11 protein-coding genes are annotated in these 14,251 nt (G+C 64.6%); 3 read left to right on the forward strand and 8 right to left on the reverse strand.

Annotation, left to right across the window (positions count from 1 at the left end):
• The first annotated feature begins 49 nt into the window (after positions 1–49).
• The gene (locus ABM562_RS12615) at positions 50–535 is read left to right on the forward strand and encodes an adenosine-specific kinase (RefSeq protein ID WP_115089585.1); all 486 of its coding nucleotides are present in this window, start codon (positions 50–52) and stop codon (positions 533–535) included.
• 129 nt (positions 536–664) lie between these two features.
• On the opposite strand, the gene ABM562_RS12620 is transcribed toward ABM562_RS12615, so the two are convergent.
• Together ABM562_RS12620 and ABM562_RS12625 are read right to left on the reverse strand one after the other, a co-directional pair.
• The gene (locus ABM562_RS12620) at positions 665–1,576 is read right to left on the reverse strand and encodes a magnesium transporter CorA family protein (protein WP_115089586.1); all 912 of its coding nucleotides are present in this window, start codon (positions 1,574–1,576) and stop codon (positions 665–667) included.
• A 3-nt stretch (positions 1,577–1,579) separates the two neighbouring features.
• Positions 1,580–3,160, reverse strand: coding sequence for a RimK family protein (locus ABM562_RS12625; protein ID WP_115089587.1), 1,581 nt, complete (start codon positions 3,158–3,160; stop codon positions 1,580–1,582).
• A 94-nt stretch (positions 3,161–3,254) separates the two neighbouring features.
• Here ABM562_RS12625 and ABM562_RS12630 point away from each other — a divergent pair, with 94 nt between their 5' ends.
• Complete coding sequence (locus ABM562_RS12630) at positions 3,255–4,352, forward strand: GNAT family N-acetyltransferase/peptidase C39 family protein (RefSeq protein ID WP_460422178.1); 1,098 nt, start codon at positions 3,255–3,257, stop codon at positions 4,350–4,352.
• A gap of 21 nt (positions 4,353–4,373) precedes the next feature.
• On the opposite strand, the gene ABM562_RS12635 is transcribed toward ABM562_RS12630, so the two are convergent.
• The gene (locus tag ABM562_RS12635; protein WP_460422180.1) at positions 4,374–5,678 is read right to left on the reverse strand and encodes an MFS transporter; all 1,305 of its coding nucleotides are present in this window, start codon (positions 5,676–5,678) and stop codon (positions 4,374–4,376) included.
• Positions 5,679–5,854: 176 nt separating this feature from the next.
• Here ABM562_RS12635 and ABM562_RS12640 point away from each other — a divergent pair, with 176 nt between their 5' ends.
• A complete protein-coding gene (locus ABM562_RS12640; protein WP_460422182.1) occupies positions 5,855–8,692 on the forward strand; it encodes an AMP-binding protein in 2,838 nt (945 codons plus the stop codon).
• A 221-nt stretch (positions 8,693–8,913) separates the two neighbouring features.
• On the opposite strand, the gene ABM562_RS12645 is transcribed toward ABM562_RS12640, so the two are convergent.
• The 5 genes from ABM562_RS12645 to ABM562_RS12665 are packed head-to-tail and all read right to left on the reverse strand — an operon-like array spanning position 8,914 to position 14,248.
• Positions 8,914–10,455: an ABC transporter substrate-binding protein gene (locus ABM562_RS12645; RefSeq protein ID WP_460422184.1), complete on the reverse strand. Its 1,542-nt coding sequence runs from the start codon at positions 10,453–10,455 to the stop codon at positions 8,914–8,916.
• Positions 10,456–10,489: 34 nt separating this feature from the next.
• Entirely contained in the window at positions 10,490–11,464 is a 975-nt protein-coding gene (locus ABM562_RS12650) for an ABC transporter ATP-binding protein (protein ID WP_134062698.1), read from the reverse strand.
• The gene (locus ABM562_RS12655; RefSeq protein ID WP_460422186.1) at positions 11,461–12,447 is read right to left on the reverse strand and encodes an ABC transporter ATP-binding protein; all 987 of its coding nucleotides are present in this window, start codon (positions 12,445–12,447) and stop codon (positions 11,461–11,463) included. The genes ABM562_RS12650 and ABM562_RS12655 overlap by 4 nt, the downstream gene beginning before the upstream one ends.
• Positions 12,444–13,304, reverse strand: a complete 861-nt coding sequence (locus tag ABM562_RS12660; RefSeq protein ID WP_134062700.1) for an ABC transporter permease — start codon at positions 13,302–13,304, stop codon at positions 12,444–12,446. The genes ABM562_RS12655 and ABM562_RS12660 overlap by 4 nt, the downstream gene beginning before the upstream one ends.
• Positions 13,301–14,248 (reverse strand): ABC transporter permease, encoded by a 948-nt coding sequence (locus ABM562_RS12665; protein WP_134062702.1) that lies wholly within the window; start codon positions 14,246–14,248, stop codon positions 13,301–13,303. The genes ABM562_RS12660 and ABM562_RS12665 overlap by 4 nt, the downstream gene beginning before the upstream one ends.
• Positions 14,249–14,251 lie beyond the last annotated feature (3 nt).

Below are 14,251 nucleotides of genomic sequence, written 5' to 3' on the forward strand. Positions count from 1 at the left end.
GGTCTATTGCCAGTATCTGCTACCCACATCGTGAAAGGAGGTGTTTGAGATGCAACTCATCACGTTGAAAATCGACAAGCCGGAAGCGACGAACTTCATTTTGGGCCAGACGCACTTCATCAAGTCCGTCGAGGACATCCATGAAGCGTTGGTAAATACCGTGCCGGGTATCCCGTTTGGCGTGGCCTTTTGTGAAGCGTCCGGCAAATGCCTGGTGCGCTGGTCCGGCACCGACACCGCGATGATCGAACTTGCCCGGAAAAACGCACAAGCCATCGCTGCTGGCCATAGCTTCATCATTTTTCTCGGCGACGGTTTCTATCCGCTGAACGTGTTGAACACCGTCAAGATGGTTCCGGAGGTGTGCCGGATTTTTTGTGCAACCGCCAATCCCACGGAAGTGATCCTCGCCGAGACGGAACAGGGGCGCGCAATCCTGGGCGTAGTGGATGGCTTCTGTGCCGGTGGCATTGAAGGCGACGAAGACATTTTGTGGCGCAAGGGCTTGTTGCGACAGATCGGCTACAAGTTGTGAATGAAGAGCGGGCAGGGTGGGTACACGGAGGATGCGATGAACAAATGGGCGATGTCGACTGTTCATAAGAGATCTAAACACCAGTCACGGTTTGGCTTTCGTACAGTTTTGATCCCGCGGGGCAGGTGCTTATGCCATGCGCCGCAACGCCACGGCCATGGCCCCTCCGAGTACCGCCATGCCCAGCAGCAGTGCCGGGAACGACAGCCACCAGGGCATGCCGGCGGTCATCACGCTAAACTCCGACATACCTCCGATGCTGGCCAGCAGGTTCAACGGCAGGAACACCACATTGATCAGCGTCAGATTGCGCAGGGCGTGATTCATGCCGTTGTTGGCCAGGTTTCCGCGGGCCTCGATGAGATTGGTGAAGACCTGGGCGTGGATCTTCGCCTGCTGGTAGCTCTGCTCGTTTTCGATGATCAGGTCGTTGAGCGCCTCCAGCTGGTCGGGCCCGAAGCCGTGCTTCTGGCCATGGCTGCGCAGCAGCGCCAGCACGGCACCGTTGCTCTGAATCGCATTGACGTAATAGACCAGGCTCTCGCTCAAGCTGTACATCTGCACCAGGTGCTGGTTGTCCATGGTCCGGCCGAACTGCAGCTGGATCTCGCGGGCCACCTGCTTGACGATCCGCAGGTGGCCCAGGTAGTGATGCACGCTCTCGGCCAGCATCGCCATCAGCACTTCCAACGGCGTGCTCATGCCGGCCTGAAGGTCCACCCTGGCGAGCAGCGAGTTGCTGGAACAGATCACCACCAGGCGTCTTTCGCTGAGCACAACGCCGAACGACGACACGTTGAACACCCGCCCGTCGAAGCTTTCCGGGCGCTTCCAGATCAGGAACAGGTGGTCGGGCTTGATCTCGATGCGCGCCACTTCATCTGGGTCCAGAGAGGATTCCAGAGCCTGGGCGCCAACCCCTAGGCGCTCGCACAGCCGGGACTGCTCGGCCGCGTCCGGCGCAACGCACAGCCAGACGCTGGCCTGTTCCTCGGGAGCCTCAAGGAGGGCACCGTTTTCGGTGCGAAAGCATTCGATCATCGCCTACCACGCCTGGCCTAGGTGTTTGCGTTCGAGCCTCTGCACGAAGGCCTGCAGCACGCGCCGGTAAAGCTCGTCGCCCAGCACGGCGTCTTCGGTGCCGGCATCGAGGTTGGGGTTGTCGTTGACTTCGATGACCAGCACGCGGTCGCCGGTTTGCTTCAGGTCCACCCCGTACAGCCCATGGCCGATGAGCCGGGCGGTGTCGACGGCCAGCTTCACCACCTCGGGCGGCGCCTGCTCCACCGGGACCGCGCGGCACTGGCCGTTGACTTCGCCGGCCTGGGCCTTGTGGTTGTAGATCTGCCAGTGTCCCTTGGACATGAAGTACTGGCAGGCGTACAGCGCCTCTCCATTGAGTACGCCGATGCGCCAGTCGTATTCGGTGTAGCAGTACTCCTGAGCCAATAACAGCACCGAGTGCTCGAACAGCTCCTGTGCCGCCGACACCAGCGCCTGGGCATCGGCGACTTTGATCACACCCTTCGAGAAGCAGCCGTCGGGGATCTTCAGCACCAGCGGGAAACCTAAGCGGCGGCCCACTAGTTCGAGCTCCTGCGGCCGGTCCTTGTAAAGGATTTCCGTCGCCGGCGCGCCCAGGCTGTGGCGTTTGAGCAGGTCGGCCAGATAGACCTTGTTGGTGCAGCGCAGTATGGAAGAGGGATCATCGATCACCACCAACCCTTCGCTTTCGGCCTTCTTGGCGAATCGGTAGGTGTGGTCGTCCACCCGTGTGGTTTCGCGGATGAACAACGCGTCGAACTCGGCCAGGCGCGCGTAGTCCTTCTTCTCGATCAGGTCGACGTCGATGCCGAGCTGTCTGCCGTTCTCGATGAACTGCTCCAGCGCCCGGGCGTTGGACGGCGGCAGCGCTTCTGCCGGGTCATGCAGGATCGCCAGGTCGAAGCGCGCCAGGCGTTTGGAGGCGGGCTGGCGCCAGATGCGGCGGTTGAAAGCGTCCAGGGCGTCGGCGAAGAAGTGCTGCTGCTCATCGCGCAGCTTGTGCAGGGTACCGGCCTTGATGCCGGCGATTTGCCAGACATCTGCGCGGCGGAATTCCACTAGCAGGATGGGGCAGGGGAACGACTCGAACAGCTGGCGGCCGATCTCTTGCAGGGGCTCGATGGCGGTACGGCCGAAGTAAAGGGTGAGGGTGAAGGCTTCAGTGCTGCCATAGGGATGGTTGGCCAGGGCCCGCTCCAGAGTGCGCTCCAGGTCGTCAAGCCCCACGCCGTAAAGGGACTTGCGGGTCAGTTCGCTGATCGTGCGTACCGACGGGAGCACCTTGTGTCCGCGTGCCTCGGCGAGCAAGGAGCAGTAGTAGCCCTGACCCAGGTACTTGTAGTTGCGGCACAGGTTGATCACCTGCGTGCGCCCGGCCACGTCGTCGCTGTGTTCGAGGTAGTCCTGGGCAAGCATCAAGCTCTCGCTGGGCAGGTAGCTCGCCCAATCTTCCTTGCGTTCCACCAGTATCAGCAACCGGCTACCGGCGCGAAGTTTACTGGGTGGCTCCTCGTTAAGGGTTATTGTGGAAACTTCGGTTTTGGCCAATACTTCGGCCACGTTGGCTTGCACCGCTGACATGAGTATTCGATCCCTGTTGAAGAAGATGCCCCTTCAATAAATCACGGGTTTTCCGACCTGTCCCGGTTCGTTACTCAAACATTACGGTGTTGCCATGGTTTTTGATTTTCGCTTTGCATCGGTGGCCGATATCGATGCGCTGGTCGCCCTGGAGCAGGACTGTTTCACCCTCGATCGCCTGAGCACGCGCAGTTTCAACTGGATGGTGCGACGTGCCAATGCCAGTCTGATTGTCGCCGAGCAGCAGGGGAAACTGGCAGGCTACGCGCTGCTGCTGTTCCACCGCGGCACTTCACTGGCACGCCTGTACTCGATTGCCGTAAGCCCAGCCTGGCGCGGGCATGGCCTGGGCCAGCGGCTGCTGGAACAGGCCCAGGCCAGCGCGCTGCAGCGCAATTGCGCCTGGCTTCGCCTTGAGGTGCGTACCGACAACCCGGCGGCCGTCAGTCTGTACGAGAGCAATGGCTATCAACGCTTCGCCGTGGTCGACGATTACTACGAAGACCACAGCCAGGCGCTGCGCTATGAAAAGCGTATCCTGCGCAATGCGCCGGCGCCTGCCCGGCAAGTCCCGTACTACGCGCAAACCACCGAGTTCACCTGCGGAGCGGCCTGCCTGCTGATGGCCATGGCCGCTATCGAGCGCGGCCGGTCACTGCTGCGGACCGAAGAAATCCAGCTCTGGCGTGAGGCGACGACCATCTTCATGACCGCCGGCCACGGCGGTTGCAGCCCGCAGGGTCTTGCTCTCGCGGCCTGGCGTCGGGGGTTCGAGGTGCGCATGGTGCTCAGCCAGGCCGACTCGCTGTTTCTCGATGGCGTGCGCAGCGCGCAAAAAAAAGCCGTCATGAAGCTCGTGGAGGACGGTTTTGTCGAGGCGCTGAGTGAGACCGACGTGCAACAGGTCCTGGCACCCGGCCTTGATGTGCGTTCGGCGCTGCAGGCTGGGTTCAGGCCGCTCGTGCTGATTAGCAGCTACCGCTTCACGCGTCTCAAGGCACCGCACTGGATCTTGGTGACTGGCTGCGATGATGAGTTCGTGTACCTGCATGACCCCGATGTGGACCACAGCCGCCACCGTCGCAGTCTGGATTGCCAGCACCTGCCGGTGAGCCATGCCGAGTTCGCGCGCATCAGCAGTTTCGGCAGGCAGCGGGTGAGGGCCGCCGTGTTGTTGCGCGGGCGTGGCTAATGCCAGCCAGTCAAGTGTTCATCACTGATTGAGACTCTCGGTACGGCTGACAGCTACCTGCCGCCCGCGCTCCAGGTCGACCCCGGCCAGTATCAGCAGGCCGACGACGAAATAGCTACCAGTAATCAGCATCGCCAGGCGGTGATCGCCTGCGGACAGCCAACTGGTCAGGCCGTAAGTCATGGGGCCGAGGATTGCCGACAGTTTGACCGCCAGCCCCCAGAGGCCGAAGAACTCCGCCAGCCGTATCGGCGGCGCAAGCAGGCCGACTATCGCCCGTCCGGCCGATTGGCTGGCGCCCATGCACAGACCGGCAAGGTTGGCGGCCAGCCAGAACAGCCCGGGGCCGCGCGCGACCCAGACCAGAGCGACCATGCCGAGCCAGCCCAGCAGGGTCAGCGCCAGGGTGGCGCGATGGCCGAGGCGGTCCTGCAGCCAACCGAACAGCACCGCACCGATGGAGGCCGTGATATTCACCACTAAGATCAGCAGCAGCGTGTCTTGGGTACTGAAGCCCATGACCTGATTGGCATAGATGGCAGCCAGGGTGATCACGGCGGAGATACCGGCCTGGTAGCAGACCGTGCAGGCAAGAAAGCGCAGCAGGTCGCGATAGCGCCCGGCTTCGCGTAGCGTCTGCGCGAAGCGCGCCAGCACCGCTTGCGCGATAGGCATGTCGCCGCACACGGGCTGCGGCTGGCTGCGCTCGCGCAGGAACAGGAAGGTCGGCAGGCTGGCGACGGCGAACAAGGACGCGGTGATCAGCATGCACACCGGCACGAACTGCGCCGCAGTCTGGCCCTGCGCCTGGGCCCAGCTGACGAAGGCCAGGCAGGCGCCCAGGCTGAACAGGCCACCGATATAGCCGAACCCCCAGCCCCAGCCGGACACCTTGCCCAAGGCCTCCACACGGGCGAGTTCGGGCAGGAAGGCGGCGATCAGGTTTTCGCCGCTGCCGAAACAGAAGTTGGATAGCACGATGAAAAGAATCGCGACACCGAGTTCCCCGGGTCCTGCCAGCGCGAGTCCAGCGGTAAATACGACACAACCGACCGTACTGAACAGCAGCAGGCGTTTCTTGCAGGCGAAGGCGTCGGCATAGGCGCCAACCAGCGGCGCGCTCAGGATGATCAGGGCGTAAGAGAGGGCTATGGCGCTGGTCCAGGCCAGCGTACCCCAGGCTTCGCCTTTGGCGACCACGGCGACGAAGTAGGCGTTGAACACGGCGGTGATCACCACCGTCGTGTAACCGGAGTTGGCGAAATCAAACATCGCCCAGGCCCAGATTTCTCGGCGTGTCACTCCGGGGGCAAGGCTGGTTGGCATGGCGATCCCTCTACAGGGCTGTGGCGAGGATAAAGCCCTCGCCACAGGTGCAATGTTCGTCTCAACGTCCTTAACCGACTGGTATTGAGCCTAGCCCTGGCCCACCCTTCCTGCGAGCGTATAATGGCAATTGGCAAGGATTTATACGCAAAGTTTCCTGTCATGAGGGGCCGCCGATGTCTCGTCCGCCTCCAGACCCCCGCGCCGTTCCCCATTACGATGGGGGCGCGGAAAAATTGCTCGAAATTGTCCAGCGCACCGTGGTCGAGCTGCACCCGCAAGCGGCAGAAGGGTTGCACGTTACCTTGCACAGCGTGCTGGACCGGGACCTGGGCGTAGACAGCCTGGCTCGAGTCGAACTGTGGTCACGTATCGAGCACGAATTCGGTGTGCGCTTGCCAGAACACCTGTTCGCCTCGGCGGACACCCCCGCCGATGTACTGCGCGTGCTGCACAGCCGTCATGGCGCCGAGGCCGTCCGTCCGTTGCCCGCCAGCGACGCTGGCGAAGCCCTGACAGCAGCAGGGCAGACGCCGGACGCCGCGCGGACCCTGATCGAGGTACTGGACTGGCATGTGCGTCATCAGCCGCAGCATCTCCACGTGCGCCTGCTAGGTGAACGTGACCAGCAGGAAGCGATCAGCTATGGCGCCTTGCACCAGGGCGCCCTGGCCGTTGCCGCAGGGCTGCAACGCAGTGGCTTGCGGGCCGGTCAGACCGTGGCCCTGATGCTGCCCACAGGCCGCGACTTTCTCCAGGGTTTTCTCGGCATCCTGTTGGCCGGTGGGGTGCCGGTGCCCATCTACCCACCGCTGCGCCTGTCGCAGATAGAGGAGCATCTGCGCCGCCAGGCCGGCATCCTGCACAACGCCGAGGCCAAAGTGCTGATTACCGTGACGCAAGCGAAGCTGCTCGCCCGCCTGCTCCGGCCGCAGGTCCCGAGCCTGGCCCGTATCGCCAGCGTGGCCGAGTTGATGGGCGAGGGGGGCGAGTGCGTCACACCGTTGCGGCAACCGGGTGACATCGCCTTCCTGCAGTACACCTCGGGTAGCACTGGCCAGCCCAAGGGCGTGATGGTCAGCCATGCCAATCTGCTGGCCAATCTGCGCGCCATGGGCAGGGCGCTGAAGGTGGGCCCGCAGGACGTGTTCGTCAGCTGGCTTCCCATGTACCACGACATGGGCTTGATCGGTGCCTGGCTGGGCAGCCTGTATTACGGCTACAACCTGGTGCTGATGTCACCGCTGGCTTTCCTGGCACGGCCGGAGCGTTGGCTATGGGCCATCGATAGCTTGCGCGGCACCTTGTCGGCGGCGCCCAATTTCGCCTACGAACTGTGTCTGAACAAACTCGCTGACAGTGACCTCGAGGGCCTGAACCTGAGCAGCTGGCGCCTGGCCTTCAACGGTGCCGAACCGGTCAGTCCGGATACCTTGCAGCGCTTTACCGAGCGCTTCGTACGCTACGGCCTAGCGCCCACGGCGTTGACGCCTGTCTATGGGTTGGCCGAGGCCACGTTGGGCGTGGCCTTTCCTCCCTTGGACCGAGGGCCGCTGATCGACCGGGTGCAGCGAGAGGCGTTCCAGACCCGTGGCACTGCACTGCCCGCCGAAGCGGACGCCAGCGCAACGCTGCGCTTTGTCTCCAGCGGCCGGCCGTTGCCGGGGCATCAGATTCGCATCGTCGATGGTCGCGGGGTCGAACTCCCCGAGCGCAGCGAAGGTCACCTGCAATTCAGTGGGCCATCTACCACCGGAGGCTATTACCGTAACCCCGAAGAGACCCGCCGGGTGTTGCGCGATGGCTGGATCGACTCGCTCGACTTCGCCTACATGGCCGCTGGTGAGGTCTACCTGACCGGCCGCGCCAAGGATCTGATCATCCGGGCCGGGCGCAACATCTACCCCTACGATGTCGAAGCGGCGGTCGGCAACTTGCCCGGTCTGCGCAAAGGCTGCATTGCGGTGTTCGGCAGTCCTGACCCGGCCACCGGCACCGAGCGCCTGGTGGTGTTGGCCGAAAGCTACGAGAAGGAAGCTGCCGCGCGGCAACGCCTGCAGCAGGAGGTCAACCGCATCGTGGTCGACCTCACCGGAGTGTCGCCCGACGATATCGTGCTGGCACCGCCGCATAGCGTACTGAAAACCTCCAGCGGCAAAATTCGCCGTGCTGCCAGTCGTGAACTGTATGAGCGCGGTGAAGTAGGCCGGCCACACCTCGCTGTGTGGCGCCAGTTGCTGCGCCTGGTGCTGCAGGCCGTACGCGGGCATTTCAGTCGCAGTTGGCGGAGCGGCCGCACGGCGCTATATGCCGCTTACATCTGGCTGCTGTTCTGGCTGGTCACCCCACTGACCTGGCTGGGCGTCGCGCTCCTGCCGCGCCAGCGTTGGTGCCGCAGCTTTACCCGCGCGGCCGCACGGCTGTTCGTGTGGTTGACGGGTGTGCCGTTCAGCGTCACGGGGCTGGAGCACCTGCCTGAGTCTGGGGCGAGCGTACTGGCCGTAAACCATGCCAGCTACCTCGACGGTGTCATTCTCTGCGCGGTCCTGCCGCCGCGATTCAGCTTCGTTGCCAAGCGCGAACTGGCTGGACAGTGGGTCGCCGGCCGGTTCCTGCGCAAGCTCGGTGCCCGCTTCGTCGAACGCTTCGACCTGCAGCGCAGCGCTGCGGACACCGGGCCCCTGGCCGAGGCGCTAGAGGCTGGCCAGCCGCTGGTGTTCTTTCCCGAGGGAACCTTCACCCGCGAGCCGGGCTTGCGAACGTTCCACATGGGCGCCTTCGTGCTCGCCGCGCGTACCGGCGTGCCGCTGCTGCCGGTCGCAATCCGCGGCACGCGCAGGGTGCTGCGCGACGGTCAGTGGTTCCCGCGTTACGGTGCAATCCACGTCAACGTCTGCTCCCCGCTGTTGGCGCAAGGGCTGGACTGGACGGCGGCAATCAAGCTGCGGGATACGACGATAGCGATGCTGCTAGAGCATCTGGATGAATCGGAACGCGCCCAGCGCGCAGGATAGGCGACTACTTTGCTGTCGTCGTCAGTCCAGAGCCGGTTATAGCGTGGCACACGTCAAAAGCTAAACTGGATTGGATCAATCATCACCGACACAAGCTGACCAGGGCGGCTGCAGGTGCCGAGCAATAGCACACTCCAACACCCTGGCCACCACCTGATCAGGTCCAACGAGCCTCTGGACAGCCAACACCGTGACGGTTGCAAGCCCCAGTATTGGCGGCTTCAGTTTTGCGCGGTTTTTTCACCGGCTTCCAGTTTCACTGTCTCTTCCAGGGTGAAGCGCCCCAGCGGGTTTTGCAGGAAGTTCTGGATATTGCTGCGCGAAATATTGATGTAGGGGCTGTAGTACAGATCGATCCAATGGACATCCTGTTTGGCCTGTTTCTGTAGTGCCTGGTAAATCTGCTTGCGTTTGCTCGGGTCGATCTCCACCCGGGCCGCGGCCACCAGGTCCTTGACCTTGTCGTTGTGGTAGCGGGTCATGTAGTTCATGTTGGTGTCGTGACCGAGCACGAAGGTGGTCTTCTGGTCCGGGTCCAGCACGTCGTTGGTCCAGTACATCACCGACAGGTCGTAATCGCCATCGACCAGCATCTGCCAGCTCTGGGTCGGGTCGACCTTCTGCAGGTTGGCGGTGATGCCGACATCGGCCAACTGCTTCTGCACCAGCACGGCGATCTGCTCGTCGGCCTCGTTGCCGGCGTTGACCACATAGTTGACCTTGAGCCCCTCGGCGCCAGCCTTCTTCAGCAGCTCGCGGGCCTTGGCCGGATCGAAGGGGCGTTGTAGGTTGTTGGCGTTGTGATAGAGCGCGCCCTTGGGAATGTACGAATAGGCCACGTCGCCATGGCCGAAGGTCACGGTGTCCACCAGGGCCTTCTTGTCGATCGCCAGGTCGATAGCCTCGCGCACCTCGACCTGGCCCAGCAACCCCTTCTCGTGGTTGATCAGCAGGTGGTCCTCACGGGTCGACGGGTCGATGTGAATGGTCAGGCTCGGGTCCTTGCGCAGGGTATCGACACGGGAGAAGGGCACGAAGATCGCCGAGTCCAGTTCGCCGGCCTGGACCTTGAGCATGCGGGTGTTGTCGTCGGGGATGGAGATCCACTCGACGCCATCCAGGCTGACCTTGTCTGCCTCCCAGAAGTGCGGGTTCTTTTCCAGGATCACCCGGTCACCGCGCAGCCACTCCTTGACCTTGAAGGCACCGGAGGTCACCGGCTCCTGGGCGTAGGCGTCTTCGCCGATCGCATCCATGGCCTTTTTCGACAGGATCGAGACGTTGGCGGTGGCCAGTTGCGAGAGGAACGGCACCGACTTGCTCTTCAGGGTCACCACCAGGGTGCGGTCGTCCGGGGCGTCGGCCTTGTCGATGATTTTGTAGGAGTCGGCCCACAGCGAGCCGGGGTTGTCGCGGATGCGCAGCAGGGAGAACGCCGCATCGCCGGCGCTCAGTGGCGAGCCATCGGAGAACTTGGCTTCGCGGATCTTGAAGGTGTAGGTCAGGCCGTCGTCGGAGACCTTCCAGCTTTCGGCCAGGCCCGGGACCAGCCGGGTGCCGCTGTTGTCGACCCGGATCAGCACGTCGTAGACGTTGGCGAAGACCCAGCTGTCGCGGTTCTGTGCGCTCTTGATCGGGTCGAAGGTGGTGCTCTCCTCACGGCAGCCGATGGTCAGCACGCCGGCTGCCAGGGTTGTGCCGGTGGCCAGGGTGCTGGCGGCCAGGACGGCGGCGGTGAGTAGCTTCAATGCTGTGGGTTTCATGCTCAAGCTCCGTTTGATGGTCATGGTTGTTGTGTCAGTACGGCGGTCGCGGATGGATGCAGGCATGGCGCCGGGCACCCTGTGAGTGGCTGGGCGGCGCGGTTTCGCTGCAGGTGGGCAGCGCCTGCGGGCAGCGTGGGTGGAAGGCGCAACCCGACGGCAGGTGCAGCGGGCTCGGTGGCTCGCCGGCCAGGGGGCGTTCTGGCAGGCGGCGGGCCGGGTCGATGTCGGCGATCGACTGGATCAGCGCGGCGGTGTAGGGGTGATGGGGCGCGTCGAACACCTCGTCCACCGGGCCTTCCTCGACAATCTGCCCCAGGTACATCACCGCCACCCGGTCGCACAACCGGCGCACCACGCCCAGGTCGTGGGTGATGAACAGCAACGCCAGGCCCATGCGTTCGCGCAGCGTCAGCAGCAGGTTGATGATCTGCCCCTGGATCGACACGTCCAGGGCGGCGACGCATTCGTCGGCGACGATCAGCCGCGGCTCGATGGCCAGGGCTCGGGCGATGCCCACCCGTTGGCACTGGCCGCCGCTGAGCGAGCCGGGCTTGCGTGCGGCCAGCCCGGGGTGCAGGCCGACCAGCTCGAGCAGTTCGTCGACCCGCGCCGGGATCCGCTCGGCGGGCACCTTGCGCTGCACCTGCAGGACTTCGGCGAGGATCTGGCCGATGCGCTGGCCTGGATTGAGCGCGCTGTACGGGTCCTGGAAGATCATGGCAGTCTCGCGGCGCAGGCGGGCGATATCGACCTTGCGGCCCTGGGTCATGTCGATGCCGTCGAACAGCACCTGCCCGGCGGTGACCGGGTTCAGTTGCAGGATGGCCCGGGCCAGGGTGCTCTTGCCGCAGCCCGATTCGCCCACCAGGCCGAGGGTCTGGCCGGCGGCGAGAGTCAACGAGGCGCCGTTGACCGCGTTGACTTTGCGCGGGCGCAGGCCGAACAGGCCGCCGCCGGCGGCGGAAAACTGTACATGCAGGTCCTTGACCTGCAACAGCGTGGTCATGACAGGCCTGCAGCCAGCAGCGGGGTGTGGCAGGCCAGGCGGTGGCCGGGGCCGCTCTCACGCAGCTCCGGCAGCTGCTCCCGGCATAGCGGCAGGGCCTGGGCGCAGCGCGGCTCGAAGCGACAGCCCGGGGGCAGGGCATCGAGCAGGGGCGGTTGCCCGGCAATGGTAGTCATCAGCCGCACCTGGCGTTGCGCCGCGGGGTGGCAGGCCAGCAGCCCGGCACTGTACGGATGGCGTGGATGGGCCAGCAACTGGTGCTTGGCGCCGTGCTCGCAGAGACGTCCGGCGTACATCACGGCGATGCTGTCGCAGGTCTGCGCCACCACCCCCAGGTCGTGGCTGATCAGGATCATCGACAAGCCGCGACGGTCACGCAGCTCCAGCAGCAGGCGCAGGATCTGTGCCTGCACGGTGACGTCCAGGGCCGTGGTCGGCTCGTCGGCGATCAGCACTTTCGGGTTGCAGCCCAGGGCCACGGCGATCATCGCCCGCTGGCGCATGCCGCCGGAAAACTCGTGAGGGTAGTTGTCCACCCGGGCTTTCGGATCGGGAATGCCGACCTGGCGCAGCACTTCGATGGCCTCGGCCCGAGCCTCGCGGCGCGAGGCGCCCTGGTGCAGGCGGATGCCCTCGGCGATCTGCTCGCCGATGCGCATCAGCGGGTCCAGGTGGCTGCTGGGGTTCTGGAAGATCATGCCCAGCTCGCGTCCGCGTAGGCGGCGCATGCCGGCCTCGTCCAGTTGCAGCAGGTCGTGGCCCGCCAGGTGCACGGCCTTGCCCTCGATCCGCAGGTTCGGCGAGGGCAGCAGGCGCATGAGGGCACGGCAGGCCAGGGTCTTGCCCGAGCCGCTTTCGCCCACCAGACCGAGGATCTCGCCCTGGCCAAGGTCGAAAGACAGGCGCTCGACCAGGGTGATCTCGCGCGGGCCGTTGCGGGCGATCACGCTCAGCTCCCGGACCTGCAGCAGCGGTGTGCTCATGAGCGGTCTCCAAGGCGTTCGGCGACGCCATCGGCCAGCAGGCTGAAGCCCATGGCCAGGGTCACCACGGCCAGGCCGGGGAAGGTGCAGATCCACCAGGCGATGGTGATGAAGCTCTGGCCCTCGGCCACCATCGAGCCCCACTCCGGGGTCGGTGGCTGCACGCCAAGGCCCAGGTAGCTGACGGCGGCGCCGTTGAGCAGCACCAGTACCGCGTCCGACATGCAGAACACAACCGAGCCGAACAGGGCATTGGGCAGCAGGTGGCCGAACAGCGTGCGCCGGTGGCTGAAGCCCAGGCTCCTGGCGGCCAGGGCGAAGTCGCTTTCCTTGAGCACGAGGATCTGTGAGCGGATCAGCCGTGCATAGGACACCCAGCCGACCAGGGCCATGGCGATATAGAAGCTGCCAAGGCCCGGGCCGAGAATGGCCATGATCGCCAGCATCAGCACCAGGAAGGGGAAGGCCAGGACGATGTCGATCAGGCGCATGCAGGCGTTGTCCAGCAAGCCGCCGATGTAGCCGGAAATGGCGCCGATGCAGGTGCCCAGCAGGAACGGGAAGATCACCCCGATCAGGGCCATCTGCAAGTCGGTGCGGGCGCCCCAGATCACCCGCGACAGCACGTCGCGGCCGAAATTGTCGGTGCCGAAGGGGTGCGCCAGGCTGGGGGCGGCCAGGCGCAGCTCGCCGTTCTGCATCAGCGGGTCGAACGGGGCGATCCATGGTGCGCACAGCGCCAGCAGGCACCAGCCGAGGACGATGGCGAGGCCGCAGTACAGGGTCAGGCGACCGTTGCGCAGGTTCCAGCCCAGGCGCCAGCGGAGGGAAAGCGTGGGGCTGGGACTGTGGCTCATTGGATCTTCACCCGCGGATCGAGGGCGGTGGTCGCCACGTCGGCGATAAAGTTCACCGCGACCGTGGCACAGGCCAGCACCATGGCCACGCCCTGGACCACCATGTAGTCGCGGGTGAAGATGCCGCGCACCAGCAACTGGCCGATGCCGGGCAGGGAGAACAGGCTTTCGATCACCACGGTGCCGCTGATCAGCCAGCCGATGTTGACCGCCAGCAGGTTGATCGTCGGCACCATGGAGTTGGGCAAGATGTGCCGCCGCAGCAGCGCGCCTTCGCCAAGGCCGCGGGCGCGGGCCGCGGTGACGTGGTCGGCCTGCATCTCCAGCAGGATGCTGGCCCGCAGGTTGCGCACCAGTACCGCCGAGAGCGCCAGGGCGATGGTCAGGCAGGGCAGCACCAGGTGATGCAACTTGTCGGCCCAGGTCCGGCCATAACCGGACACCGGGAACAGCCCCCAGTGCACGCTGAACAGCAGGATCAGCATCAGGCCCAGCCAGAAGGCCGGCAGGCCCAGGCCGGCGGTGGTGAACAGGCGGATCAGGTTGTCGGTCCAGCCGCCCTTGTTGCGGGCGGCGAGAATGGCTAGCGGCACGGCGATGAGCAGCGCCAGCAGCACGCTGCCGAGCACCAGCATCAGGGTGGGCTCGATGCGGCTGGCGATCAGGGGCAGGGCGTCGATCTTGTACAGCAGCGATTTGCCCAGGTCGCCGTTGAGCAGGTTCTTCAGGAAGTACAGGTACTGCACCCAGATCGGCTCGTCCAGGCCAAACTGGGCACGGATCTTCTGAATCGCATCCGGAGTGCTGCGCGCACCCAGCAGCACCCGCGCCGGATCGCCCGGAATCGAACGGACCAGCACGAAGGTGATGATGCTGATACCCAGCAGCACCGGCAGCAGCTGCAACGGACGGATCAGGACGAACCGGTAGCGTGCCAGGTTCATCGA

Source organism: Pseudomonas sp. ZL2 (assembly GCF_054788455.1).

What these genes read in the sequence shown, in the direction of transcription:
- ABM562_RS12620 (WP_115089586.1), bottom strand. Translation starts at nt 1,576, where the DNA reads ATGATCGAATGCTTTCGCACCGAAAACGGTGCCCTCCTTGAGGCTCCC.
- ABM562_RS12615 (WP_115089585.1), top strand. Translation starts at nt 50, where the DNA reads ATGCAACTCATCACGTTGAAAATCGACAAGCCGGAAGCGACGAACTTC.
- ABM562_RS12645 (WP_460422184.1), bottom strand. Translation starts at nt 10,455, where the DNA reads ATGAAACCCACAGCATTGAAGCTACTCACCGCCGCCGTCCTGGCCGCC.
- ABM562_RS12665 (WP_134062702.1), bottom strand. Translation starts at nt 14,248, where the DNA reads ATGAACCTGGCACGCTACCGGTTCGTCCTGATCCGTCCGTTGCAGCTG.
- ABM562_RS12650 (WP_134062698.1), bottom strand. Translation starts at nt 11,464, where the DNA reads ATGACCACGCTGTTGCAGGTCAAGGACCTGCATGTACAGTTTTCCGCC.
- ABM562_RS12640 (WP_460422182.1), top strand. Translation starts at nt 5,855, where the DNA reads ATGTCTCGTCCGCCTCCAGACCCCCGCGCCGTTCCCCATTACGATGGG.
- ABM562_RS12630 (WP_460422178.1), top strand. Translation starts at nt 3,255, where the DNA reads ATGGTTTTTGATTTTCGCTTTGCATCGGTGGCCGATATCGATGCGCTG.
- ABM562_RS12635 (WP_460422180.1), bottom strand. Translation starts at nt 5,678, where the DNA reads ATGCCAACCAGCCTTGCCCCCGGAGTGACACGCCGAGAAATCTGGGCC.
- ABM562_RS12625 (WP_115089587.1), bottom strand. Translation starts at nt 3,160, where the DNA reads ATGTCAGCGGTGCAAGCCAACGTGGCCGAAGTATTGGCCAAAACCGAA.
- ABM562_RS12660 (WP_134062700.1), bottom strand. Translation starts at nt 13,304, where the DNA reads ATGAGCCACAGTCCCAGCCCCACGCTTTCCCTCCGCTGGCGCCTGGGC.
- ABM562_RS12655 (WP_460422186.1), bottom strand. Translation starts at nt 12,447, where the DNA reads ATGAGCACACCGCTGCTGCAGGTCCGGGAGCTGAGCGTGATCGCCCGC.